General features: G+C 69.5%; 19 protein-coding genes. 12 read left to right on the top strand and 7 right to left on the bottom strand.

Features of this window, described 5'->3' with window-relative positions:
- Nucleotides 1-20: 20 nt before the first annotated feature.
- The 4 genes from J2Y70_RS06535 to J2Y70_RS06520 all read right to left on the bottom strand — a co-directional run bounded on the left by J2Y70_RS06535 (nt 21) and on the right by J2Y70_RS06520 (nt 4,965).
- On the bottom strand, nt 21-2,984 hold the full coding sequence (locus J2Y70_RS06535) for a TonB-dependent receptor (RefSeq protein ID WP_309914926.1): 2,964 nt from the start codon (nt 2,982-2,984) through the stop codon (nt 21-23).
- A 118-nt stretch (nt 2,985-3,102) separates the two neighbouring features.
- Nucleotides 3,103-4,122: a LacI family DNA-binding transcriptional regulator gene (locus J2Y70_RS06530; protein ID WP_309914923.1), complete on the bottom strand. Its 1,020-nt coding sequence runs from the start codon at nt 4,120-4,122 to the stop codon at nt 3,103-3,105.
- A 247-nt stretch (nt 4,123-4,369) separates the two neighbouring features.
- The gene (locus tag J2Y70_RS06525) at nt 4,370-4,669 is read right to left on the bottom strand and encodes a BolA family protein (RefSeq protein ID WP_309914920.1); all 300 of its coding nucleotides are present in this window, start codon (nt 4,667-4,669) and stop codon (nt 4,370-4,372) included.
- On the bottom strand, nt 4,666-4,965 hold the full coding sequence (locus J2Y70_RS06520; protein ID WP_309914918.1) for a YciI family protein: 300 nt from the start codon (nt 4,963-4,965) through the stop codon (nt 4,666-4,668). Before J2Y70_RS06520 ends, J2Y70_RS06525 begins: the two co-directional genes overlap by 4 nt.
- Nucleotides 4,966-5,328: 363 nt before the next feature.
- Between J2Y70_RS06520 and J2Y70_RS06515 the strand changes: the two genes are divergently transcribed.
- The 4 genes from J2Y70_RS06515 to J2Y70_RS06500 all read left to right on the top strand — a co-directional run bounded on the left by J2Y70_RS06515 (nt 5,329) and on the right by J2Y70_RS06500 (nt 10,185).
- Complete coding sequence (locus J2Y70_RS06515) at nt 5,329-6,267, top strand: ScpA family protein (protein WP_263397997.1); 939 nt, start codon at nt 5,329-5,331, stop codon at nt 6,265-6,267.
- A gap of 22 nt (nt 6,268-6,289) precedes the next feature.
- The gene (scpB, locus tag J2Y70_RS06510) at nt 6,290-7,309 is read left to right on the top strand and encodes an SMC-Scp complex subunit ScpB (RefSeq protein WP_309914915.1); all 1,020 of its coding nucleotides are present in this window, start codon (nt 6,290-6,292) and stop codon (nt 7,307-7,309) included.
- Complete coding sequence (locus J2Y70_RS06505) at nt 7,302-8,864, top strand: pseudouridine synthase (protein ID WP_263397995.1); 1,563 nt, start codon at nt 7,302-7,304, stop codon at nt 8,862-8,864. The genes scpB and J2Y70_RS06505 overlap by 8 nt, the downstream gene beginning before the upstream one ends.
- 628 nt (nt 8,865-9,492) lie before the next feature.
- Nucleotides 9,493-10,185: a hypothetical protein gene (locus J2Y70_RS06500; protein WP_309914913.1), complete on the top strand. Its 693-nt coding sequence runs from the start codon at nt 9,493-9,495 to the stop codon at nt 10,183-10,185.
- 82 nt (nt 10,186-10,267) lie between these two features.
- On the opposite strand, the gene J2Y70_RS06495 is transcribed toward J2Y70_RS06500, so the two are convergent.
- From J2Y70_RS06495 to J2Y70_RS06485, 3 genes are all read right to left on the bottom strand, one after another.
- On the bottom strand, nt 10,268-10,702 hold the full coding sequence (locus J2Y70_RS06495) for a hypothetical protein (protein WP_263397993.1): 435 nt from the start codon (nt 10,700-10,702) through the stop codon (nt 10,268-10,270).
- Nucleotides 10,703-10,792: 90 nt separating this feature from the next.
- Entirely contained in the window at nt 10,793-11,629 is an 837-nt protein-coding gene (locus tag J2Y70_RS06490) for an amidohydrolase (RefSeq protein WP_309914908.1), read from the bottom strand.
- Between the two features lie 125 nt (nt 11,630-11,754).
- The gene (locus tag J2Y70_RS06485; protein WP_309914904.1) at nt 11,755-12,903 is read right to left on the bottom strand and encodes a pyridoxal phosphate-dependent aminotransferase; all 1,149 of its coding nucleotides are present in this window, start codon (nt 12,901-12,903) and stop codon (nt 11,755-11,757) included.
- Between the two features lie 229 nt (nt 12,904-13,132).
- Here J2Y70_RS06485 and ccmA point away from each other — a divergent pair, with 229 nt between their 5' ends.
- The 8 genes from ccmA (at nt 13,133) to J2Y70_RS06445 (ending at nt 19,056) form a co-directional block, all read left to right on the top strand.
- Complete coding sequence (ccmA, locus tag J2Y70_RS06480; protein ID WP_263397989.1) at nt 13,133-13,780, top strand: heme ABC exporter ATP-binding protein CcmA; 648 nt, start codon at nt 13,133-13,135, stop codon at nt 13,778-13,780.
- A complete protein-coding gene (gene ccmB / locus J2Y70_RS06475) occupies nt 13,777-14,472 on the top strand; it encodes a heme exporter protein CcmB (RefSeq protein ID WP_179563973.1) in 696 nt (231 codons plus the stop codon). The genes ccmA and ccmB overlap by 4 nt, the downstream gene beginning before the upstream one ends.
- Before the next feature lie 115 nt (nt 14,473-14,587).
- The gene (gene ccmC / locus J2Y70_RS06470; protein WP_309914893.1) at nt 14,588-15,337 is read left to right on the top strand and encodes a heme ABC transporter permease CcmC; all 750 of its coding nucleotides are present in this window, start codon (nt 14,588-14,590) and stop codon (nt 15,335-15,337) included.
- A complete protein-coding gene (locus tag J2Y70_RS06465) occupies nt 15,334-15,507 on the top strand; it encodes a heme exporter protein CcmD (protein ID WP_309914891.1) in 174 nt (57 codons plus the stop codon). The genes ccmC and J2Y70_RS06465 overlap by 4 nt, the downstream gene beginning before the upstream one ends.
- On the top strand, nt 15,504-15,956 hold the full coding sequence (gene ccmE, locus J2Y70_RS06460; protein ID WP_263397986.1) for a cytochrome c maturation protein CcmE: 453 nt from the start codon (nt 15,504-15,506) through the stop codon (nt 15,954-15,956). The genes J2Y70_RS06465 and ccmE overlap by 4 nt, the downstream gene beginning before the upstream one ends.
- Before the next feature lie 120 nt (nt 15,957-16,076).
- The gene (locus tag J2Y70_RS06455) at nt 16,077-18,011 is read left to right on the top strand and encodes a heme lyase CcmF/NrfE family subunit (RefSeq protein WP_309914886.1); all 1,935 of its coding nucleotides are present in this window, start codon (nt 16,077-16,079) and stop codon (nt 18,009-18,011) included.
- Nucleotides 18,008-18,616: a DsbE family thiol:disulfide interchange protein gene (locus J2Y70_RS06450; protein WP_309916200.1), complete on the top strand. Its 609-nt coding sequence runs from the start codon at nt 18,008-18,010 to the stop codon at nt 18,614-18,616. Before J2Y70_RS06455 ends, J2Y70_RS06450 begins: the two co-directional genes overlap by 4 nt.
- Nucleotides 18,613-19,056 (top strand): cytochrome c-type biogenesis protein, encoded by a 444-nt coding sequence (locus J2Y70_RS06445; protein ID WP_309914883.1) that lies wholly within the window; start codon nt 18,613-18,615, stop codon nt 19,054-19,056. Before J2Y70_RS06450 ends, J2Y70_RS06445 begins: the two co-directional genes overlap by 4 nt.
- Nucleotides 19,057-19,058: the final 2 nt, after the last annotated feature.

Here is a 19,058-nt window from a genome sequence, read left to right as displayed (position 1 = left end):
GGGAGCCACGGCAGCAGGACTTACCAGTTCAAGCCGAAGGACAGCTTGAACGTGCGCATCGGCGAGGCCAGCACCCCATTCGGCGTGCCGTACGACGTGTTCAGATCGTCGAAGGTGCCGGTGGCGGTGTTGTAGTCCGCATAGTTGGTCCAGTTGAACAGGTTGATGACGTCGGCACGCACGTTGAACTTGATGCCGGCGCCGGTATCCCATTCCTTGTTCACCGCCAGGCTGAATTCCTTGTAGCCCAACGTGGAATCCGGCTTGTACTGAATGATATAGCACTGCTCGTTGCCTGCCAGGCAATTGGTGCCGTAACGCGGCGTCTGGCTGGCCAGCGACAGCTTGCCGGACAGGGTGATGGCGTACGGCAGGTCGTAGATGCCGGTCACCACCAGGCGGTTCTTGGGGATGCCGCCGGCCTCGCGCCAGCCGTAGCCGGCCATCGACTCCTGGTCCAGCGCGTAGTGCTCGCCGTACTGGCGGTTCTCCTTGGCGTCGGAGAAGGTGTAGGCCACGGTCAGGCCCCAGCCCGATTCCTTGTCGTACGGCTTGTCCAGCTTCAGCGCCAGCTGGTTGTTGCGCGTCTCCAGGCCGTTGGTGCCCAGCACGATCGCGCTGTACCCATCCGGCGACTCGGTCGGCACGCCGGAGGTGGTGCCCGGCAGGAAGAACGAACCGTCGGCACGGCGGTTGCCGCGCAGGAACACGAAGCCGTCCTTGCTCACGATCCGGCTCAGGGTCACGTCGGTGTACCAGTCGTTGCCCCAGAAGTGCAGCATGTTGCGCATGCCGATGCTGAACTGGTCGGAGTACGGCACCTTGATGTTGTTGTCGATCAGGTAGATCTCGCGACCGCCGCCGCCGGTGTTGCTGGTGGCCAGCCCGTCCAGGCCGGCCTGGGTGGCATAGCTCTCGTTCCAGGCCACGCAGGGGTCGCCCAGGCAGGGGTTGTTGGCGCTGTTGAAGTAGTAGCTGTACGACTTGAAGCTGTTGTTGAGCTGCTCCAGCGCCAGGTAGTCGAAGATGTTGCGGTCGTAGGCACGGCCGGCGCCGCCGTAGATCACGTGCGCCTGATCGCCGGCCAGGTCGTAGGAGAAGCCCAGGCGCGGCTGCCAGGCGTCCTTGAACGCCTTGCGGTTGTTGCCGGTGCTGATGTAGTTGGAGATGTCGTAGTTGGCGTTATTGAGATTGCTCCAGTTCTGCAGCGCGCCGGCCACGTCGGCCGGGGTCACGAAATCGAGGAACGACGGGGTCTTCTCGTAGTCGTAGCGCACGCCCAGGTTCAACGTCAGGTGCTCGTTGACCTCCCAGTCGTCCTGCAGGTAGATGCCGTACTGCTTGTTCTTGGACACCACCGAGCCGCCGCTGTTGGTGTCGCCCCAGCGCACCCGGTACGGCGTGTCGGTATCGGTCAGGATGTTGTAGTAGTACTGCGGATTGGCTGGATTGATCTGGGTCGAATCCAGCTCGATGTCCTTGTACTTGAAGCCCATCTTGACCGTATGGCTGCCGTGCCAGTCCATGCTGTTCAAGGTCAGGTCGTCCTGCAGGGTCCAGCCTTCCTGGCCCTTGTTCTGGAAGCTGCTGCCGGCGCCGGCGGTGAGGATGGTGGTCTCGTTGCCGGCCTGCGGCACGTACGACAGCACATAGCCGCTGCCGTTGGTCAGCGGATCCTGGGTCCAGTAGGCGCTTTCGTAGCTCAGGTTCAGATCGTTGAGGAACGCCGCGCCGGTGTACTGCCAACGCAGGTTGGCGCGCTTCTCTTCCTGGCCGTTGGTGCTGCCGTGCTGGTAGGTGGTGGTGTCGCCGATGTCCGACAGCTCATCTTCCTTGCGGTACTTGCCGGACAGTTCGAACAGGTGGTTGTCGCCGATCGTCCAGTCGATCTTGCCGAAATACAGGTCTTCCTTGAACGGGGTGCTGTAGGTGGCGACCAGCGGCTGCAGTTCGCCCGGCAGCTGGTCGACGCGATCGGCATAGATGCCGCCCGGGATCACCGTGTTGGGCGTGGTGTATTCCTTGGCCTCGTAGGCGACGAAGAAGTGCGCGCGGTCCTGCAGGATCGGGCCGCTGAACGTGGCGCCGTACTGGGTTTCGGAGAAATCGTCGCGCTTGCCGGCTTCACGCTCCAGCGGGCTCTCGGCGCGCCAGTCGTCGTTGGTGGTATCCCAGAAGAAGCTGCCGTGGAAATCGTTGCCGCCGGACTTGGTCGAGGCGACGATCGCCGCACTGCTGACCTGGTCGAACTCGGCCTTGTAGTTGGAGGTGATGACCTTGTACTCGCCGATCGCCGACTGCGGGAACGGGTTGCCGCGGCTGGAATCCTGGCCGCTGACGCCGCCGGTCAGCACGTAGTTCTTCTGGCTGATGCCGTCGATGTAGACGTTGGTGCCGTTGGCCGAGGTCGCGCCGGAGCGCACCGAGGTGTTGCCCTTGGCGTCGCGCTGGAACTGCACGCTGGGCACGCTGTCGGCCAGCTCGAGGAAGTTGCGCGTGGCCTGCGGCAGCTTCTCGATCTGCACGTTGGAGATGTAGGTGGCGTTCTCGGAGGTGCGGGTTTCCACCAGCACCGGCGGCGCGGTGACCTGCACCGCGTCGAGCGTGGTGGCGCCTTCGCCGTTGGCGGTGGCGGCCGGCGCGGCGGCGCCGAGGTTCAGCGTGGCGGTCTGGCCGACCTGCACGGTGACGTTCTGGGTGGTGGTCTGGCCATTGGCGGTCAGGTCGATGCGGTATGAGCCCGGCGGCAGGCCGCCGACCGAATAGCTGCCGTTGTTGACCTGCACGGTGCGCGACAGGCCGGTCGCCAGGTTGGTGGCGGTGACCTGGGCCTGTGCCGCCGCGTCGCTCGCGACCTGGCCACGGATCGTGGCGGCGGTGCTCTGCGCGAACGCCGGCGCGGCGCTCAGCAGCAGGCAACTGGCCAACGCTGCGCTGAGCAGCTTGCGGACCGGCTTGGCTGCCGTGTGAGTACGATGATTCATGAAACCCTCCAGGGTGGTTCTTGGTTGTTGTAGTGACTGCGTCAACAAGGGAGAAAAGTGCAACAAGTGAAGCGTTATGAACGACAGCGACAAACAGGCGGCGACGACGTTGCGCCACCTATTGTTTCCTTGCGTTGATGCTCGAATCGCGCACGACCAGCAGCGGCGTCAGCGTTTGCCGATGCCGCGCGTCGCTTCCGGGCTGGTCGATCAATTGCAGCAAACGCCGCATCGCCTGCTCGCCAAGGCCGGCGATACTCACCTGCATCGTGGTGAGAGACGGGTGAACGAAACGCGCCAGCGGGATGTCGTCGAAACCGGCCAGGGCGACGTCGTCGGGTACGCGCACGCCGGCCTGGGCGAAGGCGTACAGACAGCCGAGCGCGGTCATGTCGTTGGCGGCGAACACCGCGTCCGGCAGCGTGCCGGCCTGCAGCATCGCCTGCCCCGCGCGATGGCCCGAGGCCTCGTCGAAGTCGCCCGGAAACTCCTGGCCTTCGGCCACGCCCGGATGGGCGGCGATGACGTCGCGGAACCCGCGCAGGCGCTCGCGCGCATCGAAGTTCAGTTCCGGACCGGCGACGAAGGCGATGCGGCGATGGCCCATCGCCAACAGGTGCTCGGTCATCGCCACCGCGCCGGCGTGGTCGTCGATGCTCAGCACCGGGTAGTCGGCATCGGGCAGATGGGTGTTGATCAACACCGTCGGCAACGCCTGCGGCAGGTTGTCGGTGAGGAAGCCGGGGCGTTCGGCGTACGGCGACAGCACCAGCAGGCCGTCCACGCGCCCGCGCATCGCGCGCAGCGCGCGGCCCTGCTCTTCCGGATCGCCGTGGTAGCTGGACACCAGCAGGTGCTGGCGGCGCGCGCGGGCGGCACCGTCGATGCCGCGGATCAGCTCGGAGAAGAACTCGCCGTACAGGTCCGGCAGCACCACGCCGATGGTCTGGGTCGAGCGGCTGCTGAGGCTGCGCGCGGCCGCGTGCGGGCTGTAGCGCAACCGCTCGGCCACCTCGAGCACCAGCTTGCGCACCGGCTCGGCGACGTTCTCGTGGCCGTTGAGCGCACGCGACACCGTGGCCACGGATACCCGGGCCTCGCGTGCGACATCTTTGATGGTGACCGCGCTCTTCGCCATCGTGCCGCCCTCCGCGGCAGTGACTAGTGAGAAACTGGCGCGGACTGTAATCGTTTTCAGCGCGAGGCAGAAGCCTTTTGTTATTTTTCCAATAAATTCTTTTGGATTCAGCTAGTTGGGCAAACGGGAAATCGGCCGAATCATGATGCGACGCAGCATAATCGACGCATGTATCCCGGATTTTTGCCCCTGTTCCGGCGCGTCGGCAGGCCTGGCCGCGCCGTTTGCGCCGGAATGCGACGACCTGTCAGGCGACGTCGCGCGGCACTTCGGCGCGGATCGACAGCGCGTGGATGTCGGTCTGCATCATCTCGCCGAGCGCGGCATAGACCGCGCGGTGCCGGGCCAGCGGCGCCATCCCCGCGAAGGCGGCGCTGACGATACGGACATTGAAATGCCCGCGCCCGTCGCGCGCACCGGCATGGCCGGCATGGCGATGGCTGTCGTCCTCGACCTCCAGCGCCTGCGGCGCGAACGCCGCCTGCAGCGCCGTGCGGATGCGCTCGACCCGGTCTGCGGCGGCCTCGCTCGGGGCTGGCGCGCTCATGGCAAGGTCTTCCGGAACGGCCGCACTTCGACCCCCGCATACACGCCCGCGGCCACGTACGGGTCGGCCTCCGCCCACGCCCGGGCCTGCGCCAGCGAGTCGAATTCGGCCACCACCAGGCTGCCGCTGAAGCCGGCCGGGCCCGGATCCTCGGCGTCGATCGCCGGGCATGGACCGGCCAGCAGCAGGCGTCCGGCCTCCTGCAGCGCCACCAGCCGGGCCAGGTGCGGCGGCCGCGCCGCCGCCCGCCGCGGCAGCGCATCGGCGCCGTCGTATCCCTCGATCACGTACCACATCGCGCCACCTGCCCTTCGCTTCGCATATGAACCCCGCACAATTCTAGCGCCACAGCGCTGGACACCGACCCGGCAGGCGCATTACCCTTGGTTCCATTGCACGCGGCCGGATGCAGCGGCCCGTCGGTGATTGGCGCCCCAGCCCCTTCCGACGACCGATTCGCTGCCCGATACCCGCCCGCGCAGACGTCATCCTCGAGCTGTTCCGTCGCCGCGACTCGTGCGGCGTACGCCTTGTGTCCTGTTGAAGTGTGGATCGCGTTGCGGGGATGACGCGACGTGAACCGCAGTACTGCAGGCAAGGCGCCGAGCCGGATCGCCCCTGCCCGGCCCTTCGCTACCGCAACACCTGATGTCCAATCGATGACCTCTGAACTCGCGCTCGCCGCGAACCCGCCAATCCAGCCGACCGCGCCACAGCAGCAGGAAATGCCGCTGGCGGTGGTGCATGGGCAGCCGGTGCTGCAGATCCCGCAGGACCTGTACATCCCGCCGGATGCACTGGAAGTGATCCTGGATGCGTTCGAAGGCCCGCTGGACCTGCTGCTGTACCTGATCCGCCGGCAGAACCTGGACATCCTGGACATCCCCGTCGCCGAGATCACCCGGCAGTACGTGGACTACATCAACGTGATGCAGGAGCTGCGCTTCGAACTGGCGGCCGAATACCTGGTGATGGCCGCGATCCTGGCCGAGATCAAGTCGCGCATGCTGCTGCCGCGGCCGCCGGCGCAGGAAGGCGAGGAAGCCGATCCGCGCGCCGAGCTGGTGCGCCGCCTGCAGGAGTACGAACGCTTCAAGCAGGCCGCCGAGGACATCGACGCGCTGCCGCGGCAGGACCGCGACACCACGCCGGTGCAGGCGCACGTGCCGGACCGCGCTGCGGTGAAGCTGCCGCCGCCGGTGGAGCTGAAGGAGATGCTGCTGGCGCTGTACGACGTGCTCAAGCGCGCCGAGCTGTTCAGCGGCCACGCGATCAAGCGCGAGGCGCTGAGCGTGCGGCAGCGGATGGGCGATGTGCTGAGCCGGCTGGACGACGGCCGGTTCTACCGTTTCGAATCGCTGTTCAACGCCGAGGAAGGCAAGCTCGGCGTGCTGGTCACCTTCCTGGCCTTGCTGGAACTGGCCAAGGAACAGCTGCTGGACATCGTCCAGGAGCCGATGGAGCACGTCGTGCGCAACGGCGAACGGCTGCCGCTGGCGCCGATCTACGTCAAGTCGCTGGCGCTGGGCAACACCAACGAACCGCTGCAGTTCAACAGCGAGTTCGACGACACCGACGCCGCCAACGACCCTACCTGAGTCCACGAAGACCCACTTACGCATGGATCAAGCGCTGATCAACCGCATCGTCGAGGCCGCCCTGCTCGCCGCCAACCAGCCGCTGCCGCTGGCCCAGCTGCACGGCCTGTTCCCCGAGGACGAGCCGGCGCCGCCGGGCAGCATCGAGCGCGCGCTGGAGCAGCTGCGCGAGGCCTGCGCCGGGCGCGGCGTGGAACTGGTGGAAGTGGCCTCCGGCTTCCGCTACCAGGTCAACAGCGAGGTGCACCCGTGGGTGGCGCGGCTGTGGACCGAACGCAAGACCCGCTACACCCGCGCCACCCTGGAGACGCTGGCGCTGATCGCCTATCGCCAGCCGATCACCCGCGGCGAGATCGAGCAGGTGCGCGGCGTGGCGGTCAGCAGCAACATCATCCAGGCGCTGGAAGAGCGCGAGTGGATCCGCGTGGTCGGGCACCGCGACGTGCCCGGCAAGCCGGCGCTGTTCGGCACCACCAAGGGCTTCCTGGACTACTTCGGGCTCAAGCGCCTGGACGAACTGCCGCCGCTGTCGGAACTGAAGGACATCGGCGAACTGGAACCGCAGCTGCAGCTGGACCGCGACACCCTGCCGGTCGGCGACATGGCCCAGGCCGGAGCGGCCGATGGCGATGCCGACGCGGCCAAGTCGGCAACGGATGCCGGCGCAGTTGACGTGGCGCCTGCCGAGGCGAGCGTCGACAACGACACCACATCCGATCCGGATACTGCACCCGATCCAGATGCTCAGGCCGAAGCCGACAGCGCAGCCGATCCCCACGCTGCAGACGAAACGGCCGCCGCGCACAGCGATGGCGATACCGACACCGAAAGCGACACCGATGCAGACGCCACCACGGCCGATGCCTCGTTTCCCGATACCGCCCCGACGGGCGAACCCGAAGCCGCGCCGGGCGAGCGCGCGGCGGATGCGAACGAAGCCGAAGACAACGCCGTCGCGACGACGACCGTGGCTGTTGACGATGCCGATTCCGAACCACAGGCCGACGCACCGCGCGCCGGCCGGAGCCAAGTAAATGAGTGACACCTCCCGCAAGCCGTCGTTGAACAAGCTCTCGCTCAAGCGTGATGCCGCCGAGCAGCCGAAACTGGAAGAACGCCTGCACAAGGTCCTGGCGCAGGCCGGCCTGGGTTCGCGCCGCGCGCTGGAACAGCGCATCGCCGACGGCCTGGTCAAGGTCAACGGCGAGGTCGCGCAGACCGGCATGTCGGTCAAGAGCGGCGACAAGATCGAGCTGGACGGCCGCAGCTTCGTCGCCAGCGCGCTGACCGAGCCGGCGCGCGTGCTGATCTACAACAAGCCCGAAGGCGAAGTGACCACCCGCGAGGATCCCGAAGGCCGCCCGACCATCTTCGAGGCGCTGCCGGCACTGAAGGGCGCGCGCTGGATCGCGATCGGCCGCCTGGACATCAATACCACCGGGCTGCTGCTGCTGACCACCGATGGCGAGATGGCCAACGCGATGATGCATCCGTCCTATGAGATCGAGCGCGAGTACGTGGTGCGCGTGCGCGCCCCGGAAGGCGAGGACAAGGTGCCCGACAGCATGGTCGAGCGCCTCTCGCGCGGCGTGCTGCTGGAGGACGGCGGCGCCAAGTTCGACGAGATCGAACGGATCGGCGGCACCGATTCGCACGACTGGTTCCGCGTCGTGGTCAAGGAAGGCCGCAACCGCGAAGTGCGCCGGCTGTGGGAATCGCAGGGCTGCCAGGTCAGCCGCCTCAAGCGCACCCGCTACGGCAAGGTGGCGCTGCCGCGCGAACTGCTGCGCGGGCAGTCGCTGGAGCTGGCGCAGGACAAGGTCGAGGCGCTGCGCGCCGAACTGAAGCTGGAGGAAGGCACGCCGTCGGCGCTGACCCTGCAGCCGGTGATCGGCCAGCGCAAGGCGGCCAAGGCCACCGTGCAGGTCGGCCGCGGCGGCAACGCCTACGTCAACGGCCACAACGTCGCCGACGAAGGCCGCGAGCTGCGCCGCTTCGACAACTTCCGCGAGGACCGCGGCCGCGGCCGCGGCGGCAAGAAACCGCACGGCGGGCTTACGGTCAGCGGCGAGATGGCCGCCCAGCAGGCGCAGAAGCCGTTCAAGCAGCGCAACCCGAAGGGTCCCAAGCCGCTGCCGGACGGCAACCCGGCCGCGTTCCGCACCTGGTACGTGCCCGACGGCGTCAGCACCGGCCCGACCGGCCACCGCAATGCCGGTCCCGGCCCAGGCCGTGGCGGCCAGGGCCAGGGACAAGGCCGGCCCTACGGCAAGCCGCGCCCCGCCGGTGCCGGTGCCGGCCAGGGCGCAGGCCCGGGCCGCGGCGGCCAGGGTCAGGGACAAGGCCAGCGCAAGGCGCACCCGTACGGGCATCCGGGCAATGCACCGAGCTTCCCGTCCGACCACGCCAACCCCGGTTTCAGCCCCTACGGCGCCGCCCCGCGCTCGGCGCGTCCGGCCGGCCCGCGTGCCGACGGACAGAAACGCGGCCCGGGCGGCCCCGGCGGTCGTCCTGGCGGCAACCGCCCCGGCGGCGGGCGTCCGGGTGGCGGCGGCCGCCCCGGCGGCGGCAACCGCGGTCCACGCGGCGGCGGCTGAGCGACAGCACCGGCGTCCGCGCCGGTCACGTCGACCAGGATCAAGGGCGCCTGCGCAAGCGGGGCCCTTTTTGCTGGGAGCGGATACGGTGGATCGCAACGGATGGCCTGATCCCGAGCAATACGACCGGCCGGACGCGGACCAAGCCCACGCCGATCACGGTCCCCACCGCGTTTCGGGCTAGCGACCGCGTGCAGGCCGCCGCACGCGAGCAGCGCGCGTGCCGCGCCCGGCTGCGAACCACGTGGCAAGGACACGTGCGCCTCGCGGGATACGCGCGGCGTCCCTCCCATCGAGTTCGCGATACCCACTGCGGCTCGGGCAAGTGCTCGTGTACAGGCCGTTGCCCGCGAACAGCTTGCGCGCCGCTCCCGGCCGCGAACCGCATGGTCCAGGCATTGAGGAACTCGTGCGCCACGCGGGCTGCGCGCGGCGAAACCGCCCCCACAGCCAGCGGCATGGGCGCGTCGGCAGCCCGATGGCGGCATCCGTTGGTGAGGACGGTCTCCGACCCGGTCGCCTTGGCCGATCGGCAGGTGCGCGCCCATGCGCGCGCAGCGCGAAGCCGATATCCTAGCCGGCCTCGCTGCCGCTCCTCGGCGGCGCACTCACCTATCGGGATATCTCCATGTCACGGAAGATACTGCTGCCGTTGTTGATCGCCGCCGTGCTGAGCCTGGGCGCCTGCAAGAAAGTGCAGGAAGAAGTCGCCGCCGCGCAGAACCCCTACCCCAAGAGCTCGCCGCTGCACGAGCCGTTCGACCGCATGCTGCGCAAGCTGGTCAACGACCCGCGCTACGTGGCGCTGCTCAAGCAGGGCGACAAGGCGCAGGCGCAGCGCGCCGGCTTCGAACTGGCGCAGAAGGGCATCGCGCGGCTGGACCACGCCACGCTCGAACAGCGCCTGGAGATCCTGGCCGCGGTCAGCGACAAGGTGGACGTGCCCAAGTGCGCGCTGCTGGCGCGCGGCGGCAATCCCAACGATGCGCAGGCGATGAGCGCGGCGATGCTGCAGGGCCTGGAGACGCTGCCGCCGGCGCAGATCGATCGCTGGTTCGAGGTGTCGCTCAAGGCCACCGATGCGCAGCTGAGCAATACGCCGCCGCAGACGGTGGCACCGGCCGACGTGGAAGCGGCGATGAGCAGCCTGATCGGTGGCCTGCCCTCCGATGAGCAGCAGCGCCTGGTGAAGGTGTTGCCGCAGATGGCGCAGGCCAGCGACGAGGACGCCTGCTGGGCCGCGCGCACGCTGTACAGGCAGGCATTGGCCGCCAAGGAACCGGTGCGCGGCCAGCTGGCCTGGGTGTTCGCCCAGCAGTAAGCGCAACTGCCGGCGCAGCGGGCTTTTTCAAGCGACCCGCTGCGCCCCGGCGCCGCTGCGATCGCAGGCGGCGCCGCGCGGCTCAGCGCCGCTCGATGGTGAAGCCGCCGACCGCTACGCCCAGGTCCCAGCCCTTGCCGGTGCCGGCCAGGGCCAGCGAGATATCGCCCTTGGTCATCACCTGCGCGTCGGAGGACTTGGCCGCGCCGGCGTGCGCCTCAGCCGTTGCGTAGGTGCCGAACAGGTCGTTTAGGGTGTAGGCGCCGGTGAAACGCCCGCGGCCGTCGACGATCTTCGACTTGCCCACGCTCAGCCCGCCGCCCTTGGCGCTGATCTTGACCGGGATCTTGGAGCCGTTGTCGCAGGTGATGGTGCCGGTGCCGGACGCGGTCTTGTAGAACACCGACCAGCCGGACAGGTTGAAGCGCAACTGGCAATCGATGTTGCCGGCGGCATGCGCCTGCGGCATGAAGGCGATGCCGGCGAGCAGCGCGGCGGTGGTCAACAGCTTGTTCATGGCACGCTCCGTGGATGTGAAAACGACGCCGAGCCTAGCAGCGCGCCGCCCAAGGCGGCGTGGTGGAAACCGGGTCCGGCACGGCGCCGTTCAGCGATCGGCGTTGGCCGCGCCGAGGCTGAAGGCGTCGGCATCGAGCATCGCCGGGAAGCGCTCGCGGTGCGCGGCCAGCGCCGCCGCCGAGATCGTGGTGGTGGCCACCTGCTCGCGCTCGCGGATCTCCAGCTGCGGCTGGCCGAGGAAATCGATCACCGCGCTGTCGCCGGCATAGTGCAGGCCGTTGCCGTCCTCGCCCACCCGGTTGACCGCGGCCACGAAGCACAGGTTCTCGATCGCGCGCGCGCGCAGCAGCGTGCGCCACGGATAGGCGCGCGCCGACGGCCAGTTGGCGACGAAGAGTTGCAGGTCGAAGTCCAGCTGGCCCGGGCGTTCGACGTCGTAGCGGTTGCGGCAGAACACCGGGAAGCGCAGGTCGTAGCAGACCTGCGGATTGATCCGCCAGCCCTTCCAGTCCACGCACAGCCGCTCGCGCCCGGCGGCATAGCGCTGGTGCTCGTTGGCGTAGCGGAACAGGTGGCGCTTGTCGTAGTGCTGCAGCGCGCCGTCGGGCGTGGCCCACAGCAGGCGATTGAAGACCTGGGTCGCCCCATCCTCGCCGGCCACGCGCAACTGCACGCTGCCGGTCACCGCCGCGCCCAGCCGCGCCGCCTGCTCGCGGATCCAGGCCACGGTCGGCCCGTCCATGCCCTCGGCCTGATCCAGCGCCTCGTTGGAGAAGCCGCTGGTGAAGGTCTCCGGCAGGATCACCAGGTCGGTAGCACCGACCAGCGGCGCCAGCAGTTCGGCGTAGTGCGCGCGATTGCCGGCCGGATCGTGCCAGCGGGTGTCGCCTTGGACCAGGGAGATGCGGAGGTCGATGGGGTGCATGCAGAGTGTCCGGAGGTTTGAAGGATCGGGACCAGGGACCAGGGACCGGGGACCCGGAAAATCAAGAGCGAGCGGCTTTTGCTCTTCCGGGTCCCCGGTCCCCGGTCCCTGGTCCCGGCGGCTCGTCAGAGCCGCCGCAATCGCTCGATCGCGGCATCCAGCGTTGCTTCGTTCTTGGCGAAGCACAGCCGCGCCAGGCGCTGGCCGGGCGGCGGGGTCTGGTAGAACGGCGACAGCGGGATCGCGGCCACGCCCTTCTCGATGGTCAGCCACTTCACGAACTCGGTGTCGGGCAGGTCGCTGATCGCCGAATAGTCGACCAGCTGGAAATAACCGCCCGGCACCGGCAACGGCTTCAGCCGGGTGGTCAGCAGCTGTTCGCGGAAGCGGTCGCGCTTGGCCTGGTAGAACGCGCCCAGCTGCTCGTCGTGCTCGGGTTCGTCGCGGATCATCGCGGCGAAGGCGTACTGGGCCGGGCCGAAGCTGGTGAAGGTGTTGTACTGGTGGACCTTGCGGAACTCGGCGCTGAGCGCCGGCGGCGCGATCGCGTAGCCGATCTTCCAGCCGGTGCAGTGGTAGGTCTTGCCGAAGCTGGAGATGACGAAGGCGCGCTCGCGCAGTTCCGGCCAGCGCAGCACCGATTCGTGGCGGCGGCCGTCGAACACGATGTGTTCGTAGACCTCGTCGGAGATCAGGAAGATGTCGCTGCCGCGCAGCAGCTCGGCGACCGCCTGCAGGTCGTCGGCGCCGAGCATCGCGCCGGACGGGTTGTGCGGGCTGTTGAGGATCAGCAGCCGCGTGCGCGGGGTGATCGCCGCGCGGACCCGCTCCCAGTCCACCGCGAAGGTCTGCGGGTCCAGCGGCACGTGCACCGCGCGCGCGCCGGCCAGGTCGATCGCCGGCTCGTAGCTGTCGTAGGCCGGATCCAGCACGATCACTTCCTCGCCCGGCCGCACCACCGCATGGATCGCGTTGAACAGTGCCTCGGTGGCGCCGCTGGTCACGGTGACCTCGGTGTCCGGGTCGACCTGCGCGCCGTAGCAGCGCAGTGCCTTGCCGGCGATCGCCTGGCGCAGCGCCGGCACTCCGGTCATCGGCGGGTACTGGTTGTGGCCGTCGCGCATCGCCTGGGCGAGCGTGTCGATCAGCCGCGCCGGCGCGGCGAAGTCGGGAAAGCCCTGGCCCAGGTTGACCGCGCCGTGCTCGGCGGCCAGTTGCGACATCACGGTGAAGATGGTGGTGCCCACCTTGGGCAGCTTGGTCTGCGGGTGCATGCGTCCGGGTACGGGAGCGGGAAAGCGCCGAGTGTACGCAAAGCCGCTTGCCGGCGATGCGCCGCCGCCACGCAAAACAGCGTTCCCTGCACGGCGTGCGCCGCCGCGCCACGCCACAGGCGCCGCACGCCGTGCAGCGGCGCCCGCGGCGGGCGGCCGCATGCCGATACAATGCGCGCCTCCCGCACCCACCGCCTGCCGCCGCGCCGTCCGCTGCGGCCCTTCGCCAATGACCGATCCGTTGCATTCCCCGCCGCCGCTGCTGGCCGCGCACGGGCTCACCTTCGCCCGCGACGACGCCGCCGTGTTCGGCCCGCTGGACTTCCACCTGGATGCCGGCGAAGCGCTGCTGGTGCAGGGCGACAACGGCGCCGGCAAGACCACGCTGCTGCGCGTGCTGGTCGGGCTGCTGCGCGCCGAGGCCGGGCGCATCGAGATCGACGGCCATCCCGTGCGCCGCGGCGACCGCGCGCGCTACATGGCCTACCTGGGCCACCTGGGCGCGCTGAAGGCGGACCTGAGCACGCTGGAGAACCTGCACTACCTGTGCGGCCTGCAGGGCCGCCGCGCCAAGCAGATGCCGGGCAGCGCGCTGGCCATCGTCGGCCTGGCCGGCTACGAGGACACGCTGGTGCGGCAGCTGTCGGCCGGGCAGAAGAAGCGCCTGGCGCTGGCCCGGGTGTGGCTGTCGCCGGCGCCGCTGTGGCTGCTCGACGAGCCCTACGCCAACCTCGACCTGGACGGCATCACCCTGGTCAACCGGATGATCGCCGCGCACCTGCGCAGCGGCGGCGCGGCGCTGGTCACCACCCATGGCGCCTACGCCGCGCCGCCGGTGCGTACGCGCATGCTGAGCCTGAGCGGGGTGGCGGCATGAGCCTGGCCGCGCCGGTGCCCTCGTTGTGGCAGGCCACCCGCGCGCTGCTGCTGCGCGACCTGCGCCTGCTGTGGCGGCGCCGCGGCGACGCGCTGCAGCCGGCGCTGTTCGCGCTGCTGATCGTGGCCCTGTTCGCGCTGGCGCTGGGCAACCAGCCGCGCCTGCTCGGCGAGGTCGCCGGCGCCGCGCTGTGGCTGGCGGCGCTGCTGGCCGGGCTGCTGGCGCTGGACAGCCTGTTCCGCGGCGACGCCGAGGACGGCTCGCTGGAACAGTGGCTGCTGGCGCCGGTGCCGCTGGCCTGGCTGGTGCTGGTGCGGGTGCTGCTGCACTGGCTGACCACCGCGCTGCCGCTGATCGTGGCGACCCCGCTGCTCGGCGAATTGCTGCACCTGCCGCATGACCGAATGCCGGTGCTGCTGGCATCGTTGGCGCTGGGCACGCCGCTGCTGAGCCTGATCGGCGCAGTGGTGGCGGCGTTGACGGTGAGCATGAAGCGCGCCGGGATCCTGGTCGCGCTGCTGGCGCTGCCGCTGTACGTGCCGGTGCTGGTGTTCGGCGCCGGCAGCGTGGCGGCCGCCGCGCAGGGCCTGGACCCCAGCGGCGGCCTGCTGCTGCTGGCGGCCGGATTGGTGCTGGGACTGGTGCTGGCGCCGCTGGCGGCGGCGGCGGCGATCCGCATCTCGTTGAGCTGAGCGCACGTGGCGCAGCGCCAACGCGTCGCGGGCCGCACCATCGCCTTGTCCTGCGCTATCGTCGCACCGTTGTCGCCGCACCGTAGCACGCCCTCCGCCCGCTAGAATCGACCGCATGTCCTCCGTCGTCCGCTGGTTCCACCAACTCGGCTCGCCCCCCGCCTTCGACCGCTTCGCCGCGCGCTGGACGCCGTGGTGCTACCTGGCCGCGCTGCTGCTGGGCGGGCTGGGCATCTGGCAGGCGCTGTTCGTGGTGCCGGCCGACCGCCTGCAGAGCGACGCCTTCCGCATCCTCTACATCCACGTGCCCAGCGCCTGGATGAGCCTGTTCGTGTTCGGGCTGATGGCGCTGTACGCGGCGATCGCGGCGGTGTGGCGGATCAAGCTGTGCGAGGTGCTGGCGATGGCCTGCGCGCCGATCGGCGCCGCCTTCACCGTGATCACCCTGCTGACCGGCAGCATCTGGGGCAAGCCGATGTGGGGCGCCTGGTGGGACTGGGACCCGCGCCTGACCACCGAACTGATCCTGCTGTTCCTGTACATCGGGGTGATGGGCCTGTACCTGGCGATCGAGGACCGCCGCAACGCCGCGCGCGCCGCCGGGCTGCTGGCCATCGTCGGCGTGGTGCTGCTGCCGGTGATCCGCTATTCGGTGGTGTGGTGGAATTCGCTGCACCAGGGCCAGACCATCCGCCTGTTCGGCGAGTCGAGCATGGATGCGAGCATGCTGCCGCCGCTGTGGCTGATGGTGGCGGCGACCAAGTTCTGGTTCGCCGGCTCGCTGCTGGCGCGCGCGCGCGCCGACAACCTGCGCCGCGAGGCCGGCAAGGACTGGGTGGCGAAACTGGCGGAGGCGCGCGCATGAACTACCTGCCCTACGTGATCGGCGCCTATGCGGTGTTCGTCGGCGTGCTGCTGGCCGACTTCGTGCTGGCGCGGCTGCAGCTGCGCGGCGCCCTGCGCGCGGCGCGGCTGCGCGCGCAGCGCAAGCAGCAACCCAAGGCCGACCCGGCCACGCTGGACCTGAGCCGATGAACCCGCAACGCAAGCGCCGCCTGCTGCTGCTGATGGTGCTGGTGCTGGCCGCCGGCCTGACCACCACGCTGGTGGCGATGGCCCTGCAGCGCAATACCGCCTACCTGTACACCCCGGCCGAAGTGCTGGCCGGCAAGACCGGCGAGCACGCGCGCTTCCGCCTCGGCGGCATGGTCGAGAAAGGCTCGTTCCAGCGCGCGCCCGGTTCGCTGCTGGCACGGTTCCGGGTCACCGACGGCGACGCGCAGCTGACCGTCAGCTACGACCGGATCCTGCCCGACCTGTTCCGCGAGGGCCAGGCGGTGGTGGCCACCGGGCGCATGCGCGACGGCGTGTTCGTGGCCGAGGACGTGCTGGCCAAGCACGACGAGACCTACATGCCCAAGGAACTGGAAGACAAGATGGGCAGTGCGCATCGCAAGCACGCTGTGCCGGAGACGGCGCAGTGACGGGAGTGTTTTGCGGGACTCGGGACTCGGGACTCGGGACTCGTAACAGCAAGACCGCGCGCGGCCTGAGCGTTGGCTTTTCCGGGTCCCGAGTCCCGAGTCCCGAGTCCCGGCTTCACCATGCTCCCTGAACTCGGCCAAGTCCTGCTGATCCTGGCCCTGCTCGCGGCGCTGCTGCAGGCGGTGGTGCCGTTGGCCGGTGCGCAGCGCGGCGACGCGCGCTGGATGGCGGTGGCGCGGCCGGCCGCGTTCGCGCAGCTGGCGCTGGTCGCCGGCGCCTTCGCGGTGCTGACCCATGCGTTCCTGGTGCAGGACTTTTCGGTGCGCTACGTGGCCGAGAATTCCAACTCGCTGCTGCCGCTGATGTACCGCTATTCGGCGGTGTGGGGCGCGCACGAAGGCTCGCTGCTGCTGTGGACGCTGATCCTGGCGCTGTGGACCGGCGCGGTGGCGCTGTTCTCGCGCAGCCTGCCGACGCCGGTGATGGCGCGGGTGATCGGCACGCTGGCGCTGGTCAGCCTGGGCTTCCTGGCGTTCCTGCTGTTCACCTCCAACCCGTTCGCGCGGCTGCTGCCGGCGCCGCTGGAAGGCCGCGACCTCAATCCGCTGCTGCAGGACCCGGGCCTGGTGATCCACCCGCCGCTGCTGTACGCCGGCTACGTCGGCTTCGCGGTGCCGTTCGCGTTCGCGATCGCCGCGCTGCTCGACGGCCATGTCGATGCGCGCTGGCTGCGCTGGACGCGGCCGTGGACCAACGTGGCCTGGGGCTTCCTGACCATCGGCATCGCGCTGGGCAGCTGGTGGGCGTACTACGAGCTGGGCTGGGGCGGCTGGTGGTTCTGGGACCCGGTGGAGAACGCCAGCTTCATGCCGTGGCTGGCCGGCGCGGCGCTGCTGCATTCGCAGGCGGTGACCGAAAAGCGCGGCAGCTTCACCGCCTGGACGCTGCTGCTGGCGATCGCCGCATTCTCGCTGTCGCTGCTGGGCACGTTCCTGGTGCGCTCGGGAGTGCTGACCAGCGTGCACTCATTCGCCGCCGATCCCAGCCGCGGGCTGTTCATCCTGGTGTTCCTGAGCCTGGTCTGCGGCGGCGCACTGCTGCTGTACGCGCTGCGCGGCGGGCGCATCGGCGCCACGGCCGGCGACGAGCGCCAGCGCTTCGCCGCATCCTCGCGCGAGACCCTGCTGCTGGCCAACAACCTGCTGCTGACCTGCGCCTGCGCGATGGTGCTGCTGGGCACGCTGTATCCGCTGCTGGCCGACGCGCTGGGGCTGGGCAAGCTGTCGGTCGGCCCGCCCTACTTCGGCACCCTGTTCGTGGTGCTGATGGCGCCGCTGGTGGCGCTGCTGCCGTTCGGGCCGCTGACCCGCTGGCAGCGCGAACAGCCGTCGCGGCCGCTGGCGCTGCTGGCGCCGTGGGCCGGGCTTGCCCTGTTGGCCGGTGTGCTCGGCTTCTTCCTGGCGCCGCAGGGCCCGTGGAAGACCGCCGCCGGCGTGGCCGGCGCGGCCTGGGTGCTGCTCGGCACCGCGCGCTTCGTGTGGAGCCGGTTCCAGCTCAAGGGCAGCCGCTTCACCGCCGAGATGCTGGGCATGACCCTGGCCCACGCCGGCATCGCGGTGTTCCTGACCGGCGCGCTGCTGGTCGAAGCGCTGGACCAGCAACGCGAAGTGGCGCTGGCGCCGGGGCAGAGCCTGCAGATGGGCCGCTACCGTTTCGAGTTCCAGAGCCTGGACGAGATCCGCGGCCCCAACTACGTGTCCGAACGCGCGCACGTGCAGGTGTTGCGCGACGACCATCCGCTGGCGCTGCTGCATCCGGAGAAGCGTGTGTACGCCAGCGGTGGCCAGAGCCTGAGCGAGGCCGGCATCCACCCCGGCCTGTTCGGCGATGTCTACATCGCCCTGGGCGAACCGCTGGGCGGCAACGCCTGGGCGATGCGCCTGCATGTCAAACCGTTCGTTCGCTGGATCTGGCTCGGCGCGGCGCTGATGGCGCTGGGTGGCTTCGTCACCGCCGGCGACCGGCGCTTCCGTCGTTCCCCGGAGAAATCCTGATGTCCGCCCCTGCTCCCCGCCGCCGCCTGCCGCTTGCCGCCATCGTGCTCGGCGCCCTGTTCTTCCTCGGCCTGCTGGCGCTGATGTTCTATGCGGTACAGCGTTCGGGCATGGCCGATCGCGACGCGCTGCCGTCGGCGCTGATCGGCAAGCCGGCGCCGGCGTTCGAGCTGCCAGTACTGCACGATGCGTCGATCCGCGTGCGCAGCACCGAGCTGCGCGGCGCGCCGTACGTGCTCAACGTGTGGGGCAGCTGGTGCCCGGCGTGCCGCGAGGAACATCCGGTGCTGACCCGCTTCGCGCTGACCAAGCGCGTGCGGGTGATCGGCTACGACTGGAAAGACACGCGCGAAGACGCGCTGCACTGGCTGGAGCAGTTGGGCAACCCGTTCTTCGTGGTGCTGTTCGACCCGGACGGGCGCACCGCGATCGACTGGGGCGTGGCCGCCGCGCCGGAGACGTTCCTGGTCGACGCGCACGGCGTGGTGCGCTGGAAGCATTCCGGCGCGCTGACCGACCAGATCGTCCAGGACGAACTGCTGCCGGCGCTGCTCAAGGCCGAACGCGATGCGCCGACCTCCAAACAGGGCCGGGCTGCGCCGTGAACTGCCGCTGGCTCGTGCTGCTGGTACTGCTGGCCTGCGCCGCGCACGCAGGCGCGCAGCCGGCGTCCGACCCGACGCCGCTGGCCTATCGCTCGGCGGCCGAGGAAGCGCGCTTCCATGCGCTGACCGCCGAACTGCGTTGCGTGCAGTGCCAGAACCAGTCGCTGGCCGACTCGCATGCGCAGATCGCGCTGGACCTGCGTCGCGAAGTGCTGCAATTGATGCAGCAGGGAAAATCGGACGCGCAGATCAAGCGCTTCCTGGTCGATCGCTACGGCGAATTCGTGCTGTATCGGCCGCAGGTGGAATCGCGCACCTGGCTGCTGTGGTTCGGACCGCTGGCGTTGCTCGGTGCGGGCGCGCTGCTGCTGGTGTGGGTGGTGCGCCGCCGCGCGCCGGCCGACGCGGCGCCGCCGGCGCAGGACGAACAGGAATGGTGAGC

It is taken from the genome of Xanthomonas sp. 1678 (genome assembly GCF_031455575.1).
In the GTDB taxonomy this organism is placed as follows: Bacteria; Pseudomonadota; Gammaproteobacteria; order Xanthomonadales; family Xanthomonadaceae; genus Xanthomonas_A.
This window is presented reverse-complemented; position numbering and strand designations above follow the sequence as displayed.

Excerpts from the sequence above, each read along its gene's own strand:
- J2Y70_RS06455 (WP_309914886.1), top strand. The coding sequence starts at position 16,077 with ATGCTCCCTGAACTCGGCCAAGTCCTGCTGATCCTGGCCCTGCTCGCG.
- J2Y70_RS06535 (WP_309914926.1), bottom strand. The coding sequence starts at position 2,984 with ATGAATCATCGTACTCACACGGCAGCCAAGCCGGTCCGCAAGCTGCTC.
- J2Y70_RS06520 (WP_309914918.1), bottom strand. The coding sequence starts at position 4,965 with ATGTGGTACGTGATCGAGGGATACGACGGCGCCGATGCGCTGCCGCGG.
- J2Y70_RS06490 (WP_309914908.1), bottom strand. The coding sequence starts at position 11,629 with ATGCACCCCATCGACCTCCGCATCTCCCTGGTCCAAGGCGACACCCGC.
- J2Y70_RS06515 (WP_263397997.1), top strand. The coding sequence starts at position 5,329 with ATGACCTCTGAACTCGCGCTCGCCGCGAACCCGCCAATCCAGCCGACC.
- ccmC (WP_309914893.1), top strand. The coding sequence starts at position 14,588 with ATGTCCTCCGTCGTCCGCTGGTTCCACCAACTCGGCTCGCCCCCCGCC.
- ccmB (WP_179563973.1), top strand. The coding sequence starts at position 13,777 with ATGAGCCTGGCCGCGCCGGTGCCCTCGTTGTGGCAGGCCACCCGCGCG.
- J2Y70_RS06500 (WP_309914913.1), top strand. The coding sequence starts at position 9,493 with ATGTCACGGAAGATACTGCTGCCGTTGTTGATCGCCGCCGTGCTGAGC.
- ccmE (WP_263397986.1), top strand. The coding sequence starts at position 15,504 with ATGAACCCGCAACGCAAGCGCCGCCTGCTGCTGCTGATGGTGCTGGTG.
- J2Y70_RS06530 (WP_309914923.1), bottom strand. The coding sequence starts at position 4,122 with ATGGCGAAGAGCGCGGTCACCATCAAAGATGTCGCACGCGAGGCCCGG.
- J2Y70_RS06495 (WP_263397993.1), bottom strand. The coding sequence starts at position 10,702 with ATGAACAAGCTGTTGACCACCGCCGCGCTGCTCGCCGGCATCGCCTTC.
- J2Y70_RS06505 (WP_263397995.1), top strand. The coding sequence starts at position 7,302 with ATGAGTGACACCTCCCGCAAGCCGTCGTTGAACAAGCTCTCGCTCAAG.
- J2Y70_RS06525 (WP_309914920.1), bottom strand. The coding sequence starts at position 4,669 with ATGAGCGCGCCAGCCCCGAGCGAGGCCGCCGCAGACCGGGTCGAGCGC.
- scpB (WP_309914915.1), top strand. The coding sequence starts at position 6,290 with ATGGATCAAGCGCTGATCAACCGCATCGTCGAGGCCGCCCTGCTCGCC.
- J2Y70_RS06465 (WP_309914891.1), top strand. The coding sequence starts at position 15,334 with ATGAACTACCTGCCCTACGTGATCGGCGCCTATGCGGTGTTCGTCGGC.
- J2Y70_RS06485 (WP_309914904.1), bottom strand. The coding sequence starts at position 12,903 with ATGCACCCGCAGACCAAGCTGCCCAAGGTGGGCACCACCATCTTCACC.
- ccmA (WP_263397989.1), top strand. The coding sequence starts at position 13,133 with ATGACCGATCCGTTGCATTCCCCGCCGCCGCTGCTGGCCGCGCACGGG.